Raw genomic sequence first — 18,451 nt, 5'->3', positions numbered from 1 at the left:
CGTCGCACCCGAACGCGTGGGCATGGCCACAGGCCTGTTCAACACGGTGCGCGTGAGCGCCGATGGCGTGGCGATCGCTGTGGTCAGCGCGCTGCTCGCCGGACTGATACAGCACCGCCTGGCCGCGCAGATCGGCAGCGCGCTGCCCGCCGAAGCCCTGCTCGAAGCCTCGGGTCGCGCCGCGCTGGGCGAGCTGCAGGCCGGCGCGGCGCTGCTCGCACCGCATGCCGCGCTGCTGGCGCAAAGCTATGCCCAGGCTTTCATCCACGTGCTGCACCTGCTCGCGGGCCTGGCCGTGCTGACGGCCGCCGCCGTGGTCTTCATGCTGCGCCGACCGCAGCCCGCGGCGAATGCGCTCAGCCCGCGAATCGCTTCAGGATCAGCGTCGCATTGACGCCGCCGAAACCAAAGCCATTGAGCATCGCGTGCTCCATGGCCTGGGGCCGGGCCTGGCCCCTGACCATGTCCAGGCCTTCGGCCAGGGGGTCGGGGTTCTCGAGGTTGAGAACGGGCGGAACGATCTGGTCGCGCAAGGCGAGCACCGTGAAGATCGCGGCCGCGCCGCCGGCCGCGCCCAGCATGTGGCCCAGCGCCGATTTCGTCGCCGTGATCGACGGGCCCTGGCCCGTGCCGAACACCTTGCGAATCGCCGCGAGTTCGCCCTTGTCGCCCACGGGCGTGGACGTCGCATGGGCGTTCAGATGCTGGATGTCCTGCGGCTGCAGCTGCGCCTGGCGCAATGCCGCGAGCATGGAACGCGCCGCGCCCGAACCATCTTCTGGGCCCGAAGTCACATGGTAGGCATCGGCCGACGTGCCATAGCCCACGACTTCGGCCAGCGGCGTCGCGCCGCGCGCCAGCGCATGTTCCAGCGACTCGAGCACCAGCAGGCCCGCGCCTTCGGCCATCACGAAGCCGTCGCGCGCCGCGTCGAACGGCCGCGATGTCTTGGCCGGGTCGTCGGCGCCTGAATTCGACAGCGCCTTCGCCGCCGCGAAGCTGCCCAGCGCCACGCGATCGATCGTGGCTTCGCTGCCGCCGCACAGCGCCATGTCGGCTTCGTCGTTGCGAATCAGCCGCGCCGCATCGCCCATGGCCTGGATGCTCGCGGCGCAGGCCGTGACGGGCGCACCCAGCGGGCCCTGCAGTTGGTGGCGTATCGACACCTGGCCTGCGGCCAGATTCGCGAGGAAGGCCGGCACCGTGAACGGCGACAGGCGCTGCGGCCCCTTGCCGTCGGTGGTGCGCACGGCGTCGACAATGGTGCCGAAGCCGCCCACGCCCGAGCCGATGATGGTCGCGGCGCGCTCCTTTTGCGCGTCGGTGGCTTGCTGCCACTGCGCATGTGCGAGCGCCTGGTCGGCCGCGCCCAGCGCGAAGGCCGTGAAGCGATCGAGGCGGCGCAATTCCTTGGCCGAAATCACGGCTTCGGGATTCCAGCCCGCCTCGGGGTCTTCTTCGAGCGAAGGCACGCGGCCGGCCACGGCCGCGCCGGTGCCGGCGCTGATCGCGGGGTCCAGCGCGCGCACGCCCGACTGCCCGGCAAGAAGCCGCTGCCAGGCCAGCTCCACATTGGCGCCCAAAGGAGAAACCAGCCCCAAGCCAGTGATAACGACACGTCGACCCATACAACACCTTTCACGCGCCTTGCCTGCTTCATGCAGGCAAGGCTCTATTGATTACGGCGATCATCATAAATTATTTTAGATGAGGGTTATCATCTAAACCATGAAAGTCAGCAAGAGCCAGGCCGCCGAACACCGCGCGGGCATCGTCGAATCCGCAGCGCGTTTGTACCGCGAAAAGGGTCTGAGCGGCGTCGGGGTGGCCGAAATCACGCGCGATGCCGGCCTCACGCATGGCGGCTTGTACCGGCACTTCGAATCCAAGGACGCGCTGGCACGCGAAGCCTGCCTGCGGGCTTTCGAGTGGACCATCACGCCGCTGGATGGTCTGGAGCTGGACAGCGATGCGCCCTCCACCACGAAGCTGCAGGCCATGGTCCACAGCTACCTGTCGGCCAGCCACCGCGACCATCCCGGCGAAGGCTGCCCGGCCGCGGCGCTGGCCACCGACGCGGCGCGCGCCGGCCCTGAAATGTCCGAAGTGTTCGCCCAGGGCGTGGAACGCAATATCCAGCGCTTCATGCGCATGCTCGAAGGCGAGCCCGTGGAAAAGCGCGCCCAGACCATGGTTTTGCTCAGCAGCATGGTCGGTGCGCTGGCGCTGGCGCGCGCCACCGCGGCGGGCAATCCCGCGCTGTCCGAGGAAATCCTGCGCACGCTCAGGGAACGGCTGGTGACCGGCGCCCAGGACTGAGGCTCAAACCTGCCAGAACCACAGCAGCGCGGCGCAGGGCGCGCACACCACGGCCAGCCCGGCCCAGGCGCGCGCCGCCGAGCGCGCCGCGAACACCCATAGCGCCGCGACGGCATAGAACGCAAAGCTCGCCAGGCTGGCCCACAGCACGGCATCGGCGCGCGCCATCAGCGCCGCGCGCACCAGCACCAGCGTGAGCGCCGACGTTGCCAGCGCCGCCACCGCATAGCCGCCCAGTCCCGCCGCGAGCACACGGCTCGCCACGCTCCAGCGCCAGGCGGCGCCCGGCCCGGCTTTCGCGGGCCGGCTCATGCGCCGACCCCCGACGCGGCCTGGCGACGCGGCGCTGCCACGGGCTTGGCGCGCCAGCCGCGCTGCGTGCGCCAGGCCGCGGCGGCGAGCGCCAGCCCCAGGCCCAGCGCCACCAGTTCGACAGACATGCGCTGCCAGTCGGCGGCCAGCGCATAAGCCAGCAGATGCTGGCCCGTGGTCGCGGCGTTGAGCCATGGCAACGCCAGGCACAGCACGGCGGCCGCGCCCAGTTGTTCCACCCAGGCGCGCGGCGTGGGGCGCAGCGCCGCATGCACCAGCGTCGCCAGCCAGACCCACAGAAAAGCGCGGATCTCCCATTGCACGCGGCCGTCGAGATCGACGGGCAGCAGCCGGTTGGCGTGGAAGTAGGCGATGCAGGCCACGCAGATTCCCGCGACCGACGCCACGCCCAGCGCTTCGATGCCACGGTAGACGGCGGCCGTGGCCGCGCCGAATTCATGGCCGCTCTTTTGGCGCCGCTTGACGGCGAACAGCACCGTGCCCGTGGTCACCATCACGGTGCCCACCAGCCCGCTGATGAAATACAGCCAGCGCATGGTCCAGCCGCCGAAGCGCGCGAAATGCAGCGACTCCATCACGCCGTGCACCTGCTCGGTGGCGAACGCCGCATCGGCATCGTGGCGCTGCAGCTGCAGCATGGCGCCGGTCACGCCGTCGAAGGCCACGCTGCCCGCGGGATTGAGAATGCTGCGCGACGGATGTTCATCGTCGTCCACGCGCCCCAGCACGCGCACGGTCGCATTGCGGTCGCCCGGCTGCTCGACCACCAGCGCGCGCGCACTCTGGCCCAGCAGCGCCCGGGCCTGCGCCAGCAACGGCGCCAGCGGCACCAGCGCCGCGGGCTCACCCGAGCGCGCGCGGTCGGGCGGCTCGGCAGCCTGGTGCAGCAGCTCGCCCTGGAAACGCGTATAGGCCTGGCCGTCGGCGCCGTAGACGGTGCGCAGGGGCCAGGGCATGTACGAGGTGTAGAAGATGAACAGCCCCGTGTAGACGATCATGAACAGAAACGGCAGCGTGGTCACGGCCGTGGCGTTGTGCGCATCGAGCCAGGAACGCTGGCCCTTGCCGGGGCGAAAGGTGAAGAAGTCCAGAAAGATGCGCCGGTGCACGACCACGCCCGAGACCAGGGCCACGAGCATGCACATCGACACCCAGCCCACGAGCCAGTAGCCGGGCAGGCCCGCGTGCAGCAGGTAGTGGAACGACATGAAGTGCCGCCCGCCCTCGGTCGCGCGCCCCCAGGGTTGGGGCAGCGCCGCGCCCGTGACCGGGTGCAGCGCTGCCTGGCCGTTGACGCGCCCGCTGCGCCACAGCAGCTGCAGCGCATCGCCTTCGTGCAGCGGAAATTCGATGCGCCAGAGCCGCGCATCCGGCGCCTGTTGCGCCAGATGGCGCAAGGCCTGCTCCAGCGGCTGGGCCATGTCGGCAGGCGCGGCCTGCACCGTGGGCCTGGCCTGCATCCAGCGCGTGATCGGCTCGCGGAACACGCTCAGCGTGCCCGTGAGCATGATGGCGCACAGCAGCCAGCCGCAGGTCAGGCCGCACCAGGTGTGCAGCCAGGCCATGGACTGGCGAAACCCGTTTTTCATCGGGCCTCGATCAGAACGCGCCGCGCAGCGTCAGCATCACATTGCGCGGGTCGCCGTAGTAGTTGCCATTGACCAGGGCGGTGCTCGAGCTGTAGTAGCGCTTGTCGAACAGGTTGTTGACATTGAGCGCGGCCGTCCAGCTGCGGTTGATCTGGTACTTGAGCAGTGCGCTCCACACGGCGCGCCCGCCGTTGTCGGCGCGCACGGCGCCGATCTGCCGGAAGCTCGCGCTTTGCGCGTTGACGCCGCCGCCCAGCGTGAAGGCGTTGAGTTCGCCCGGCAGTTGGTAGGTGGTCCACAGCCGGAACAGATGCTTGGGCGTGTAGCTGTTGAACGACTGGCCTTCGCTGCTCACGTCCTTGAGGTACTTGGTGCGGTTGAAGGTATAGCCCGCGAACAGGTTCCAGCCGCGCGCCATCTCGCCGCTGACTTCGGCGTCCAAGCCCTGGCTGCGCACTTCGCCGGTGTCGGTGTAGCAGTAGTAGTCGTTGCGGCAAGTGGCGCCGCTGCTGAAATCTTCCTGCGCGCGGTGGTTCTGCTCGATGCGGAACAGCGCGAACGAAGTGTTCAACCGGCCCTGCAGCAGCTCGCCCTTGATGCCGGCCTCGTAGTTGGTGCCGACCATGGGCTTGAGCAGCGCGCCCGCGGCGTTCTGCTCGGTCTGGGGCTTGAAGATGTCGGCATAGCTCACATAGGCCGACCATTGCGGGTTCAGCGCATAGATCAGGCCCGCATAGGGATTGATCTTGGCGTTCTCGCTGCTGCGGGTCGCGCCGACGGAAGGCGCGATGCCCGTGGTGACGGTGTCCCAGTCGGTGCGAAACCAGTTGACGCGCGCGCCGACGATCAGCTTGAGCGGATCGCTCAGCTGCAGGCGCAGCGCGTTATAGAAGCCCAACTGGCGCGCATTGCCGCGGCGGTCTTCGCGCGTGCCGGTGTAGATCTCGGCATCCTGCGGCTCGCGCAGCGCCGGGTCGTAGCTGCCCAGATTGAAGATGTTGTAGTTGGTCTTGAAGCCGTAGGTGGTGTCGTTGGTGGTGCGCGTGTAGTTCACGCCGCTGACCAGTTCGTGGCGGCGGCCGTAGGCGTCGAAGCGGCCGGTCACATGGGCATCGATGCCCGACGTCTCGAGGTCGGCGATCGAGCGCGCGACGATGTTGGCGCTTTGCATCAGCGCGGGGTTCACGGCGCGGTTGACGCCCGCGTACTTCATGTCGTGCTCTTCGGTCATGTACAGGCCGGAGACCTGCAGCTTCCAGTCGTCGTTGAACTGGTGGCCCACATCGAAATGCAGACCGCGGTTGCTGGTCTTCTGGCGGTTCCAGGTCGCGCCCAGATAGGTCGACTGCGGCAGGTTCAGGTCGGCGCCCGTGGTGCTGCGCGGCAGGCCGTTCAGAAAGGGCCGGCCCTGGACTTCCTCGGCGCTCACGGCGACGTTGATGCGCGTGGCCGGCGACAGGTCGTATTCCAGCGTGCCGTAGGCCGTGGTGCTGCGGCGGTTCACGTAGTCGATGAACGAGTGCTGGTCTTCGTGGTCTATCAGCGCGCGGCCGCGCAGCGTGCCTTGCGCGTTGAGCACGCGCGAGATGTCCACCTGCGCGCCATAACGGTCCCACGAACCCGCGCGTGCCTCCACCGTGGTCGCATCTCCGTTGAGCGGGCGCTTGCGCACCAGGTTCACCGCGCCGCCGGGGCTGCCTTCGCCCTGCAGCAGGCCGGCCGCGCCGCGCAGCACTTCGGCGCGGTCTATGGTGGCCATGCTCGACGAGTAGTTGCTGGCGCGGCCGTAAATGCCGCGGTTGAGCGGAACGCCGTCGTACTGCACCGTGGTCAGGTCGAAACCGCGCGAATAGATGTACTTGCCGCCCTGCGGGCTCTGCGCCAGCGTGATGCCCGTGGTGCTGGCGAGCACGTCGTAGACCGACGACAGGTTCTGCTCGTCCATCAGCTGGCGCGTGACCACGCTGACCGACTGGGGAATGTCCTTGAGCGCCTGCGTGCCCTTGCCGACCGTGACGGCGGGCGTGGTGTACGAGCCCGTGTGCTCGGTGATGGCGCTGCGCTCGGCGCGCGCCGAGACGATCACCGGGGCCAGCGTGGCGCTGCCCGCGCCCTGGGGCACGCGGCGCACGATCACCGATGTGCCGTCGATCTCGGCATACAGCCCGCTGCCCGCGAGCAGGCGGCTCAAGGCCTCGGAAGCCGTGAACCGCCCCTGCACCGCGGGCGCGGTCCGGCCGTCGACCAGGGCCGGCAGCACCATCAGTTCCAGCCGCGCCTGCCGGGCCAGCACGTCGAGCGCCTGCGCCAGCGGCTGCGCGGCAATGCGAATCTCCACGGACGCCGAAGCCGCGGCGGCGGCGCCAGCGGTCTGCGCCTGGGCCGGCAGGGTCGCGAGCAGCAGGGCGACAGCCACGGTCAGCGGGGCGGGATGGAAACGAAAACGTGACATGCGAGCAAGCTCCAGAACTGAATGAATAAGAATCCTTCTCAGGTAGACGCATGACAGCGCAAAACCCCAACCTGTTCGCCGCATATTTTTTAAAAGTATCTTAAAAAACCAACAATTCGCCGGAAATGTAAACTCCGGCCGAGGTCGTCGCAGCCTGCGATTCCTCTGCCCTTCCCCCCTTGGTCTCCGCATGCCAGCCAGGCAGCGGAGATCCTGCACTGCCCGCAAATGGATAGCCCCGTCATACCCTCTTCGTCCTCCCCGGCCTGCGCTGGCAGCACTTCCGATCGCTCCTTTCTCAAGGCCTTGCTCGCGCTGGGCGTGGGCGGCTTCAGCATAGGCACGGGCGAATTCGTCATCATGGGCCTGCTGCCCGATGCGGCCCGGGAGCTGAACGTCTCCATTCCGACCGCGGGCCATCTGATCAGCTCCTACGCCATGGGAGTGGTGATCGGTGCGCCCGTGCTCGCCGTGCTGGGCGCGCGCATGCAGCGCCGCCAGCTGCTGATGGCGCTGATGCTGCTCTATGCGATCGGCAACTTCGCCAGCGCCGTGGTGCCGGGCTACGCCAACATGGTGCTGATGCGCTTTTTCAGCGGCCTGCCCCATGGCACCTACTTCGGCGTCGCGGCACTGGTCGCCGCGCACCTCGCGCCGCCCGGGCGGCGCGCCCAGGCCGTGGGCTATGTGATGCTGGGACTGACCATCGCCACGCTGGTCGGCGTGCCGCTGGCCGCAGGGCTGGGCCAATGGCTGGGCTGGCGCGCGGCCTTTGCGCTGGTGGGCGCGATCGCGGTGCTGGCCGTGGCCCTGGTCTGGCGCTGGATTCCCGCGCTGCCCGCGCCCGCCGATGCCAGCCCCTGGCGCGAACTCGGCGCGCTACGCAGCAAGCAGGTCTGGCTCACGCTGGGCATTGCCGCGATCGGCTTCGGCGGCATGTTCTCGGTGTTCAGCTACGTCAAGCCCACGCTGATGAACCTCGCGGGTCTGCCCGAGCAAGGCGTGCCTTTCGTGCTGGCGCTGTTCGGCGTGGGCATGGTGGCCGGCAATCTGGTCGGCTCGCGCCTGGCCGACAAGGCCTTGATGCCCACCATAGGCGGCATGCTCGTCTGGTCGGGCGCGGTGCTGCTGCTGTTCTGTTTCACATCCCACTACCTGTGGCTGGGTTCGTTCAATGTGCTGCTCGTGGGGACGGCCGTCGCACTGGGCCCGGCCTTGCAGATCCGGCTGATGGATGTCGCGGGCGAAGCCCAGACCCTGGCCGCAGCGCTCAACCATTCGGCCTTCAATCTCGCCAATGCGCTGGGCGCCTGGCTGGGCGGAATCACCATCTCCATGGGCCTGGGCTGGGAATCGACCGGCTGGGTCGGCATGCTGCTGGCGCTGGGCGGGCTGGCGATCTTCGGCTTTGCCTGCGCCGACAAGAAGCGCCACGGCTGAAAAGCAGCGGCCCTCAGGCCCAGAAGAGCCGCTGCAACATCCACAGGTTGAGCGCCACCACCACGCTGGCGCAGCCCCACAGCGCGATGGACATCTTGCGCCCGAAGCACAGTTCACCCAGCACCTTGCGGCGCGTGGTGAACATCAGCAGCGGCACGATGGCGAACGGCAGCTGCAGGCTCAGCACCACCTGGCTGAAGACCAGCAAGGCGCTGGCCCCGGCGCTGCCGTACCAGGCCGTGGCGATGACCGCGGGAACGATGGCGATCAGCCGCGTGAGCAAGGCCCGCAGCGCGGGCGACAGCCGTATCTGCAGAAAGCCCTCCATCACGATCTGCCCGGCCAAGGTGCCGGTCACCGACGAACTCAGGCCCGAGGCCAGCAGCGCCACGCCGAACACCGCGCTGGCCATGCCCACGCCCAGCAGCGGCGACAGCAGATGGTAGGCCTCTGACAGTTCGGTCACCGGCGCCTGGCCGGGGCGGTTGAATGCGCCCGCGGCCACGACCAGAATGGCCGCGTTGACGAACAGCGCCAGCCCCAGCGCAACGGTGGAATCGAGCGTCGCATAGCGTATCGCCTGGCGCGTGCCGGCCAGGCTCTTGTCGTGCGCCCGCGTCTGCACGATCGCCGAATGCAGATAGAGGTTGTGCGGCATCACCGTGGCGCCGACGATGCCCACGGCCAGATAGAGCATCTCGGGGTTCGTCACGATTTCCGCACGCGGCACAAAGCCCGACAGCACGGCGGCCAGCGGCGGATGCAGCCACACCAGTTGCGCCGCGAAACACACGCCGATCAACGCCACCAGGCCTATCACCACCGACTCGAGGCAGCGAAAGCCCCGGCTTTGCAGCGCAAGTATGAGCATCACATCGACCACGGTGATGCACACGCCCGCGATCAACGGCAGGCCGAACAGCAGGTTCAGGCCTATGGCCATGCCCAGCACTTCGGCCAGGTTGCAGGCCACGATCGCGATCTCGCAGAAGAACCAGAGCAACAGATTGATGCGCGGCGAAAACTGCTCGCGGCAGGCCTGGGCCAGATCGCGGCCGCTGGCCAGGCCCAGCCGCACGGCCGCGGCCTGGAACAGCATGGCCATCAGATTGGACGCAAAGATCACGGCCAGCAACGAGTAGCCGAACTGCGAGCCGCCCGCGATCGAGGTGGCCCAGTTGCCCGGGTCCATATAACCCACGGCCACCAAGTAGCCTGGCCCGGCAAAGGCCAGGGCGCGCCTGGCGTTGATCGTCGCGCCCGCGCCGCGCGGCACGGGAACGCTGCGGTGCACCTGCGGCAGGCTGGCAAAGGCCGCGGCATCCCGGCCTGCGGAAACGGGCGCACCGCGCTCCATGGCGGCGTCTGCGCAGACAACGGGCTCCATGACGCTATGCGCTTACGGAAGACTTGGGCTGTGCTCGGCGACCGCCAAAGCCGTCGCGCTCTGCGCACCCGAGGCCAGGGCGATCATGTCCATGGTGAGGATGGTGGCACCGGCCAGAAGGATCAAACTGCCGACGCAGCGGCGCGCGATGGTGGCGGGCCGCAAACGCCGCGCCACCGGCTTGTGCGAGGAGGTACTGGAAGAGAAAGCCATGGGAAACTCCTTTTCTACCAACGCGGATCTGTCGTCGTACCAGGCCCGCCCGCGCCATGGCGGGCGGGCCTGAACGGTCATCAGGCGTAGGCGCTGCTCATCGCCAGCGAGCCATTCACGCCGGCGGGGAAGAACCCGCCCTTGGACGTCGCATCCTTGTTCAGGTAGACGATGTTCAGCACGTCGCCCGGCGAGCGGCTGTAGGCGATGCCGTTGGCGTCGAGCGGCACGATGTTGGATGTCGTCGCGTCGCCCGTGATGCCCTGGTCCACATCGGTGGAACCGTCAAGGCTGTCGCGCGCGTTCGAGATGGCGCCCGCCGCATCGCGCAATGCGGGCGCAGCCAGCCCCTTGGAGTACAGCACGGTGCGTACCAGACCCGCGTGATAGGCCTCGGCCGCCAGAATGCCGGCCGCGGCTTCGAGGTAGGTCTTGTTGGTGATCAACGGCGCCGCGCCCTTGTATGCGGTAACGCCCACGTCTTCGAAGATGAAAGCGCCCAGCAGGAAGTTCTCGTCGTTGGCATAGGGATCGAAAGCCACGCCCGGCCCCACCAGGCCCGCGGCGCGCGCCGCCACGGAGAATGCGCCGTTCGGGTCCGTGCCGCCGATGTCGATGCGCGGCTGCGCCACCGCCGCTGTGCCCAGCGCCTTGCGCAGGAAAGCCACATGCGCAATCTCGTCCTCGGCGATTTCCTTGGCGTACTGGGCGACCACGGGATCGCGGAAAGACACGGCCCGCCCGCCGATCACCGCACCCTGCGTGCCCGTGCCGCTTTGCAGGTTGGCCGCCAGGCCGGTGCCGAACACCGCGTAGTGATAGAACTGCGACTCCAGATATTCGAGGTTCAGGGCGAAGTTCAATATCTCCTCATCGGTAGGCCCCGAAGCCTGGGCAATGGCATCGCCGCCACCGCCGCCGCAGGCGGTCAGGATCGCGCCGCCGGCCATGCCCACGGCCACTCCGCCCGTCTTTCTGAAGAAATGGCGCCGGTCTTCCAGCTTCTGCGCCCGTTTTTGCAAGACACCTATCAACACTGATTCGTCGGACATGGAAATTCCTCTCGATTCGCGTCGAACGCGAGTACCAACGTGAGATGCGCCTGCTGTTGAGAGCGCATGGTGTGGCAAGAAATGTCCTCTTTGCAGAGGTTCGCAGCGGCTCGAAAAGAAGCTGGCATCTCTTGCTGATAGTGGGTACGCAGCGGGCAAGGCGACTGGATTCACATTTTTTTCTAAATGTGCAATTTCCTTGTCCACGCAGCAGAGTCGGAGTGCGGCGCATGGCGCTGCGCGAAATTTCTGAATCCAAAGCCACGCGCTCCTGCGTATTCATTTCAGCCGAATCGATTTGGCTGATCAATCAACTCAAGGAGCCTTCCATGACATCGACCCAAACTACCCGCAAGCTGGCCTCATTCAGTCTCGCCCTCGTGATGTCTGCCGCCTCCGTGGCCGCCATGGCGGATGTGATGGTCGGCGGCGCCGCAATGCTGCCGTCCAAGGACATCATCGACAACGCGGTCAACTCCAAGGACCACACGACCTTGGTCGCCGCGGTCAAGGCCGCAGGCCTGGTCGATACGCTCAAGGGTCCGGGCCCGTTCACGGTGTTCGCGCCCACCAACGCCGCCTTCGCGGCGCTGCCCGCCGGCACCGTAGACACGCTGCTCAAGCCCGAGAACAAGCCCACGCTGACCAACATCCTGACCTACCATGTGGTGGCCGGCAAATGGGACGCCGCAGCCCTCTCCAAGATGATCAAGGACGGCAAGGGCATGGCCAGCATCAAGACCGTCAGCGGCGGCACCCTGGTGGCCAAGTCGAACGGCTCCAAGATCATGCTCAGCGATGAAAAGGGCGGCACGGCCACGGTGACGATCGCCGATGTCTACCAGTCGAACGGCGTGATCCATGTGATCGACAAGGTGCTGTTGCCCAAGTGATCGCGCGGGGGACGACGCGGCCGCGGCCTGGCCCCCATGTCTGTGATGGACAAGGGGCTGTAGAGCAGCCGCCTATTCCTGCACCACCGGATAAAACGGCCGCCCCTCGAACCGCGCCGGATGGTCCATCATCACCTCCAGCACCACCGGCAGAATCCGCGTCAACAGGGCGCGACCATCGCGCACCTGTGCGCGGTTGACCGAGCTGTTCCACGTCGAGCCGCCGTGCATCAACTGGTTGCGCAGCGTGTATAGACGCACAAAAATCTCGTACAGAACCCGCTCGGTATCCTGCTGCGCCAGCGCCCGGTGAACGCGCTGGCGCGCGTCGTCAAAAGCTTCACGCCAATGATCGGGCGTGGTGCCATCGCTGCGCGGATGGTTCAGTGCATCCCAGAACGGTTGGAACACATACTGGTTGTCCAGCAGCAGGCGAATCGGCCCCGGGAACACCTGCCATACGAGCGCCGAAAGAGTCTTGCTCTTGTCCAGCACGCACACATCGGCAATGAAATTGCGGAACGTCTGCCGCTCCGAGGCCACCGCCCCGCTGCCCTCGCCCAGATCCTGCGCATAGGCCGCGTTGAATGCTATCCACTGGAAAATAAATGCAACATCGTTGTCTGCATCTGCAGACTCGGCGCGTTGCAGCCAGCTCAGCGCACGGTGCATGCGCAGCGTAAACGGTGTGCGTTGCCGGGCAATCTGGGCCTGGTGACGCTGTGCCAATACGGCCAGCGCGGGCGAAAGTGTTGAGGAGGAAATTGGTTCCGTCATGATTTTCTGGTCCTATGTCGACGTTGTGCCTGGCTGCTTGTCAACGTTTGAGCCACTGCTGCACGCGGCCGATCAGCTGCGCCATTCCTGCAGGCATGCCGGTCACGGCGCGGGAATCCAGCGGCGAATGCCCACACCTGGGGCAGGAAGAGAAATGGTCGCGACCTGGAGTCAGCACATCGCTGCGCGCAGAGGTTGTTGTGCGCCAACTGCAGGATGGGCAGTGGTAGCACCGTGGAAGTGCGGGGACTGGCATGGTCACCCAGGCAAAGAGATTTGCTTCATAACTCCGCAAATCACACGGTTTTTAGCGCCATGCGCATGGCTTGCGCGATTCTCTTTGCCGTTCCCAATGCACCATCCACCTCCAGGGTTCGGAGCTGCTCTTTCAGATAGGCCAGCCGTTCCTGTGCCGACTGCGCGACCTCCGCCGGTGTTCGCGGGCGCCGACGTCCGCGCCCCAGTTCCATGGAAACCGTGCGCCGGGCACGATATAGCCCCAACTCATGCAGATCAAGCTCCAGGGCGATGACCGCATTTTCGAGTTCCTCAGATTTTTGCGAGTTTTTGGACATCGCGTCATACAGTCTGCGGAACGTGGCGTTCAACTCTTTCAATAGATCCGCACGTCCATTCGTCGGTTGATCGATTTCACGCAGAAAGGTTTTGAGATGCTGGCCTCTGTAGCGAAACTGCGTCGAGCGCGCGGAGCTGTAGGTACACAGGCCTGAGTACGCAATCCCCTCTGCATTCAGCAATGCCTGCACATTGTCCAGAACAGGAGTGAGGTCCGCCGGCGGACGTAAATCTGCCTTGTTGAGTACGATGTACAGCGGTTTTCCCTGGGCATTTTCCGATTGCAAAGAGCCAAGGAAATCGAGATCGGAGCTGGGTATGGTGCCGTTGACATCCAGGCCGATGACCCAGATCAGCGCATGCGCCTGCGCCAGGAACTCCAACGCGACCGTGCTGTCGTCATCTGTATATGCACCTTCCGACATCGCCGGGTCGTATCCGGGAAGATCGATGAATGTCACATGCTCCAGATCTCGCAGTGGGGTTTCAATGGCGGCAAAGGGGAGTATGTCGCGCAGATTGAATCCCAGGCTATCCACAAATCGATGGGAAAGGCGTGCATACAGGTCGAGAGGAATGTCGATCACTCCACCCTTGTCGGTGTATCCCTGAATCGTGCCGCGCGGGCCCGAGACAACATAGGTGGGAATCGAGGTCATCGGGTCTATGCCCACGGGCAGCTTGATGGCTGCACCGTCCATGAAACTGGAGATGAATGAGGACTTGCCGCTGCTGAACCCGCCGGCCACGGCCACAACGCACTTATCCAGCACGCAAGGAGAGTTGGTCATCAACTCCATGCGATCGGCCACGGCATGCAGGCGATACAGCACTTGCGCCACAACTGCGCTGGGCACATCCGCATCGCTGAGCAAGACACGCATGTCTTCCTGCAGCAGGTGACGAAACTCAATGACGCCCTCGTGCGATAGCGGCTCAGCCGAAAGAATTTGCGCCACAAAGTCGAAGCGGTCATCGTGCGTGACCGCAGCTTGTTCGTCCATGTACATCTCAATTCTCCCAATGTCCACGCACTACAGCGGCAGCCGGATTGCGCGCGCCGCAGCTTTGCCTCAATAGTTCGTGTCCATGCTCTCTGGAATTTTCCAGAACTGTGGCCGCATCGTTCGATTCGATGCTCAACGTTCGTGCGAGTTTCTGGAGTCTGCCCTCCACTTCGGCGCGCAAACGCTCTGTCCGGTTATCCATGTTTTCATCATGGGAGTCTGGAAACGCCGCTACCGCATTGACCTCTTGGCCCGCAGACAGTTCATAGAAATCGAGTTGCAGAGATTTCAACAACGTCCGAGCCGTCTGCATATTGCGGCGCTGGGCCTCCGATGCAGCCTCCAGTCCATCCATCAAGGACTCGAATTCCTTGTGAACGGCAACGGCGGCAGAGGAATGCTGGTCCCATTGCGCCAGCATGTCTTCGATGCCCATACCGTGGTGGCACAGTTCCTTGCCCAGTCTCGCGCTATAGGCACTGATTCCTTCGCAAGCAATGCCCTCGCTGTCGAGGATGTTCCGGACTTCCTGCATCACCCGCGTGACATCACCGATGGGCCGCAAATCGGCCTTGTTCAGAACCACATACAGCGGCTTGCTGGCGTCGACATGTTCGAGCAGGAACGTGATCTCATCGTTGGGAAGGGTTCCGCTGCTGTCCAGGCCCAGGAGCCAGAGCACGGCATCGGCCTCGCTCAGCGTGGTGCTGGCGATTTCCAGATCTGCAGCCGTGTCCACGACATCCGACTCGGCCGAGTTATAGCCGGGCATGTCGATGAAGGCGAGGTGTTCGAACATGGGCATGCGGGCCTGAAGCACCACGTAGGGCATGATCTCCTTGATATTGAAACCCATGTCCGAAATGAATTCGTGCGTCAGCCGGCCATAGTCTTGCGGTGTGAGCGTTGTGTGCCCGCCCTTGAAGGTATGGCCCTTGATATCCAGGCGCTCCCCCGGCATCACGTAGGTCGGAATGGCGGTTACAGGATTGATGCCCGTTGGCAGCAACGCCTCTTCGCATTCCATAAAGCTGGCGACAAAAGAGGATTTCCCGGCGCTGAAGCCACCCGCCACTGCCACAAGAAACTTGTCGTGCAGCGCGGGCGCATCGCTGAGCAATTCGACGCGCTGTGCGATGGCTTGGGCCTGGATCAGCGCATGGGTAGTTTCCTTGGCAGGCAGCTCAAGCCGTTGAACAGATTGAACGAAGTCTGCGGCAAGCCATTCCTTGAGGCGATGGAGCGCAGGGTTGTGAGCAGGCTCGCAACTCAGGATGGAACACACCAATTCGTAGCGCTCCTGCACCCGTTCGTTGGCGCGCATCAGGCCTGTATGTTCGGCCTGAAGTTGCGCATGCGTTTGCGCCAATGTTGCAAGCTTGGCCGATTGACTGTCGCAGGTGATCGAAAGCTGCTGGTAGTCGGCATCACGTTCATTCGATCGCTGCAGCAGAGCAGCATGCTCGGTCTGCAGTTGCCGATGGACTTCCGCCAATTCCTGGTGCGAGGACTCGGATTGCGACAGCGCTGTGCTGGTTTTCTCATGCTGAGCTTGCAAAGCCTTGTGGCGTGTCGTCAGCCCATCGTATGCGCGCTGGAATTGGGCATGAGTTTCCTCCAAGGTCGCAAGCTTGGCCGAAAGCTGCAGACACTCGGCATCACGTTCAGCCAAGCGCCGCATCAGCGCCGTCTGCTCTGTCTGCAGCTGCTTCTGGGCAGAAGCCAAGGTTTGGTGCGCAAATTGCGATTGAGACAACGCCGCGCTGGTTTGCTCCTGGTGCGTCTGCAATGCCGTGTGGCGTGCCGTCAGGTCGGAAAACTCCTGGCGAAGTTCACCCGCCTGTTCGAGCAATTGCGCATGGGCTGCAGAGAGGCTTTGGTAGGCCGCACTGCGCTCATTCAGTTGTCTGGCCTGCGTTGCATGGGCAGACTGCAGTTGCAATTGCTCAGCGTTCACTTTTGCCAGATCAGCATGCAGGGCGCTGCAATCGGCGATCAAGCGCGTCGTGCGTGCATCTGCCGCTTGAACTTTCTGCTGAACTTCGCGCACCAATTCGCCGCGCTTCCATAGCCAGAATCGCTGCAGTCGCTGGAGTGCGGGGGACAGACCATGTTCCAGCGACTCGGTCATTTCAGATCCTTCAACTCGGCAAGCAAGCTATCGTAGCGCTGCAGCGTAAGTTGTTTTTCCTTGATTTTCTGCTGCAGCTTCTGGATTTCGTCCTGGCAACCTTCAAACAACAGCGCTCCGATCTTTGCGGAACCGAGGCGATCCTTGAATGCCTCGGTGATTTCTTTGGCTGCTTTATTGGCTGCAATTTGCAAGCTTGCGAAGTACTTTTTGGCTGTAGCAACATAGCGCTCTGCCGCGCTCCCCTTGAGCGAGCCGCTCTGCAGCAATTCATCAGGCAATGCCGGCAAGGTGGGATCGTCAAATCCCCGCAGATAACGCAGGGCCGACTGGCAAGAATGCGCCAGTATCGTGATGTCGATATCGTGATCGTTGACGTCCTTGGAACTGCGCAATTCCCCGAGAATGCGTTTCTCCAATTCGGACCTGAGCGTCCGACGTGCCACGTTCAGGGGAGCAATGAGATTCTTGGAAAGGTCAGCATGCACGCGGTCCAATCCGGTGCGTATCGCTGTGGCGTTGACGGTACCTACGGTTTCCGTGCGGCGCTCCGTTCCCCAATCGTCCTGTCTCAACAACCATCCGAAACCACGCTTGAGACTTCCCGAAGCCCCATCCGAATCAACTCGGTAAGTGTTGATCTCGGTGCTTTTGGCTTTCTCGGTAACGTTCCGCAACTCGCATAGCACAGTATTGACGCCCTTATCCATGTGCTGGTGCAGGCGCGATGCAATGTCTTTCGCCACGGCGCTCACGGCAGTATCCACCACGCGAGCGCCCGTCACGCTCAATTGCCCAATGGTTTGAAGCTGTTGCTCCAGCATCTTCTCGTCGGATGCTTCCACGGTCTCGCGCTGTTTCCAAAGGAACTCAGGAATCTGTTTCAGCCGCTGCTGAAGCACATTCTCCTGCGCGTCCAGGAACGACTGGAGATTGCCCTCGATGATGGACTGCCTGCGCCCGCGCACCTGATCGAGCAAGGCATGGGTCTGCACGATGCCGGCGATGGAATCGAAGTGCGGGCGGGCAGCTTCCATGGACTGCGCAAATTCCGCTTGATAACTATGGCGCAACATGCCGTGGATATGGCGTGCATTGTCGTCCCAGGTAGCTTCTGGCTGTTTGGACAGCGTATAGGCTACGCTGGACGTCACGACCAGACGTGAATCGAGTTCATGCTTGAGCGTGTCCAGTCCCTTGCTGCCTTCCTGGGGAGCAGGCAGCGTCTGGCGAGCCTGCTGCGCAAGAGTGTCATGCAGCGCTTTCAGTACATCTGGCAGACAGCCTTTGTGCTGCTCATGCACGCTGCTGAACATCTGGCTGTCGATCTGGCTAGCAACCAGAAAAACTTCTTCCACGCCATCCTGCTTGACCAGGCGTTGCATCAGATTCAAATCCTGCTGGTTCAGGAACTGCCCCGAGGGACTTACGACAAATACGGCATGGCATTTGTGCAATTCGTCAAACGTGCGCTTTTCGCGTGAGACGATGGGATCGTTCACGCCAGGCGTGTCCACCACTTCCAGGTTCTTCAGCGCTTCCAGCGGCAAGTAGATCGACATGCATTTGGTGAACGGCGTGAACTTTCCCTGAGCACCTACATAGTCGCCCAACTTGCCCAGCAGCGCCCTGGTCTCCTTGCCTTCGATGCGCAAAGGTGCCTTGGGTGGACGGCCACCTGCGCTCTGGATATCGTCAAACAGCTTCTTGCTGCCGCCGAGTGCTGGGTCGTCATCCAGTTCACGGCGCACGGCAGCTTTGATGCGCTCAGGGTCTGGCGCGGCCGGGACAGCGCGGCCCCCGAGCCGCGGAACTCGGGCCTGGGTTTTCTCAAGGCGTTCCTTCACGCGGAGCTCGAATTCCCAGTCATAGTCGAGCGCGCGCTCGCGCATGTTCTCGATGTCGTCCTGCCCAAAGAACTCAACCTCAGCATATGGCGTAGCGGAGTAACCCAGCACAGTCAGCGATGCGGTCATCGGTGTCGCGGCTTTGGGCAGTACTTCCTTGCCATCGAACAGCAGCGCATTGAGCAGCGACGATTTTCCTGCCTTCACGCGGCCTATGATTCCCACTCGAAGACGCCCCCCCTCCTGAATGTCAGCCTTGAATTTCTGGCGCAATTCATCCACCGAGCGCGGGTCCGAATCCTTGTTTTCTTGCGAGTCCGGCGTATGCTGCCGCATTCCCCTGATCAGGTCTTGGTATTTTTCCTGGGCGATGACATCGTTCAGTTTCTGGATACGGCTCGCCAGCTGCTCCACACGTTGTTCAAGAGTCATGGG

At 64.1% G+C, this 18,451-nt stretch carries 14 protein-coding genes and 1 pseudogene; 4 read left to right on the top strand and 11 right to left on the bottom strand.

Going from position 1 to position 18,451, the window contains the following annotated elements; all coding sequences use genetic code 11:
• A pseudogene (locus KHY18_RS19110) lies at positions 1-394 on the top strand (MFS transporter); the annotation flags it as partial.
• Here KHY18_RS19110 and fabF read toward each other — a convergent pair.
• Complete coding sequence (gene fabF / locus KHY18_RS19105) at positions 357-1,628, bottom strand: beta-ketoacyl-ACP synthase II (protein ID WP_213303509.1); 1,272 nt, start codon at positions 1,626-1,628, stop codon at positions 357-359. The pseudogene KHY18_RS19110 and the gene fabF sit on opposite strands and share 38 nt — an antisense overlap.
• 100 nt (positions 1,629-1,728) lie before the next feature.
• Between fabF and KHY18_RS19100 the strand changes: the two genes are divergently transcribed.
• Positions 1,729-2,319: a TetR/AcrR family transcriptional regulator gene (locus KHY18_RS19100; RefSeq protein ID WP_213303506.1), complete on the top strand. Its 591-nt coding sequence runs from the start codon at positions 1,729-1,731 to the stop codon at positions 2,317-2,319.
• Between the two features lie 3 nt (positions 2,320-2,322).
• Here KHY18_RS19100 and KHY18_RS27165 read toward each other — a convergent pair whose 3' ends face one another.
• From KHY18_RS27165 to KHY18_RS19090, 3 genes are read right to left on the bottom strand one after another with little or no spacing between them, the layout of a single operon-like run.
• A complete protein-coding gene (locus tag KHY18_RS27165) occupies positions 2,323-2,631 on the bottom strand; it encodes a DUF3649 domain-containing protein (RefSeq protein WP_249729233.1) in 309 nt (102 codons plus the stop codon).
• On the bottom strand, positions 2,628-4,241 hold the full coding sequence (locus tag KHY18_RS19095) for a PepSY-associated TM helix domain-containing protein (RefSeq protein ID WP_249729232.1): 1,614 nt from the start codon (positions 4,239-4,241) through the stop codon (positions 2,628-2,630). Before KHY18_RS19095 ends, KHY18_RS27165 begins: the two co-directional genes overlap by 4 nt.
• 10 nt (positions 4,242-4,251) lie before the next feature.
• On the bottom strand, positions 4,252-6,693 hold the full coding sequence (locus tag KHY18_RS19090; protein WP_213303503.1) for a TonB-dependent siderophore receptor: 2,442 nt from the start codon (positions 6,691-6,693) through the stop codon (positions 4,252-4,254).
• A 228-nt stretch (positions 6,694-6,921) separates the two neighbouring features.
• Between KHY18_RS19090 and KHY18_RS19085 the strand changes: the two genes are divergently transcribed.
• Complete coding sequence (locus KHY18_RS19085; protein WP_213303500.1) at positions 6,922-8,133, top strand: MFS transporter; 1,212 nt, start codon at positions 6,922-6,924, stop codon at positions 8,131-8,133.
• Positions 8,134-8,146: 13 nt separating this feature from the next.
• On the opposite strand, the gene KHY18_RS19080 is transcribed toward KHY18_RS19085, so the two are convergent.
• From KHY18_RS19080 to KHY18_RS19070, 3 genes are all read right to left on the bottom strand, one after another.
• On the bottom strand, positions 8,147-9,490 hold the full coding sequence (locus tag KHY18_RS19080) for an Nramp family divalent metal transporter (protein ID WP_213303512.1): 1,344 nt from the start codon (positions 9,488-9,490) through the stop codon (positions 8,147-8,149).
• A gap of 42 nt (positions 9,491-9,532) precedes the next feature.
• Complete coding sequence (locus KHY18_RS19075) at positions 9,533-9,733, bottom strand: hypothetical protein (RefSeq protein WP_213303497.1); 201 nt, start codon at positions 9,731-9,733, stop codon at positions 9,533-9,535.
• Between the two features lie 80 nt (positions 9,734-9,813).
• Positions 9,814-10,785, bottom strand: a complete 972-nt coding sequence (locus tag KHY18_RS19070) for a ferritin-like domain-containing protein (protein ID WP_213303494.1) — start codon at positions 10,783-10,785, stop codon at positions 9,814-9,816.
• Positions 10,786-11,114: 329 nt separating this feature from the next.
• Here KHY18_RS19070 and KHY18_RS19065 point away from each other — a divergent pair, with 329 nt between their 5' ends.
• Positions 11,115-11,678, top strand: coding sequence for a fasciclin domain-containing protein (locus KHY18_RS19065; RefSeq protein WP_213303491.1), 564 nt, complete (start codon positions 11,115-11,117; stop codon positions 11,676-11,678).
• A gap of 72 nt (positions 11,679-11,750) precedes the next feature.
• Here the strand turns inward: KHY18_RS19065 and KHY18_RS19060 are convergent, their stop codons facing one another.
• From KHY18_RS19060 to KHY18_RS19045, 4 genes are all read right to left on the bottom strand, one after another.
• Positions 11,751-12,455: a HEPN domain-containing protein gene (locus KHY18_RS19060; RefSeq protein WP_213303488.1), complete on the bottom strand. Its 705-nt coding sequence runs from the start codon at positions 12,453-12,455 to the stop codon at positions 11,751-11,753.
• 296 nt (positions 12,456-12,751) lie between these two features.
• Positions 12,752-14,035, bottom strand: coding sequence for a dynamin family protein (locus KHY18_RS19055; protein ID WP_213303485.1), 1,284 nt, complete (start codon positions 14,033-14,035; stop codon positions 12,752-12,754).
• Between the two features lie 7 nt (positions 14,036-14,042).
• Positions 14,043-16,169, bottom strand: a complete 2,127-nt coding sequence (locus tag KHY18_RS19050) for a dynamin family protein (protein WP_213303482.1) — start codon at positions 16,167-16,169, stop codon at positions 14,043-14,045.
• Entirely contained in the window at positions 16,166-18,448 is a 2,283-nt protein-coding gene (locus tag KHY18_RS19045; RefSeq protein ID WP_213303479.1) for a dynamin family protein, read from the bottom strand. The genes KHY18_RS19050 and KHY18_RS19045 overlap by 4 nt, the downstream gene beginning before the upstream one ends.
• Positions 18,449-18,451 lie beyond the last annotated feature (3 nt).

The organism is Acidovorax sp. CCYZU-2555 (genome assembly GCF_018413525.1).
Lineage (GTDB): Bacteria > Pseudomonadota > Gammaproteobacteria > Burkholderiales > Burkholderiaceae_C > Comamonas.
Note: the sequence above shows the minus strand (reverse complement) of the source record. Positions and strands in the feature narration are given on the sequence as shown.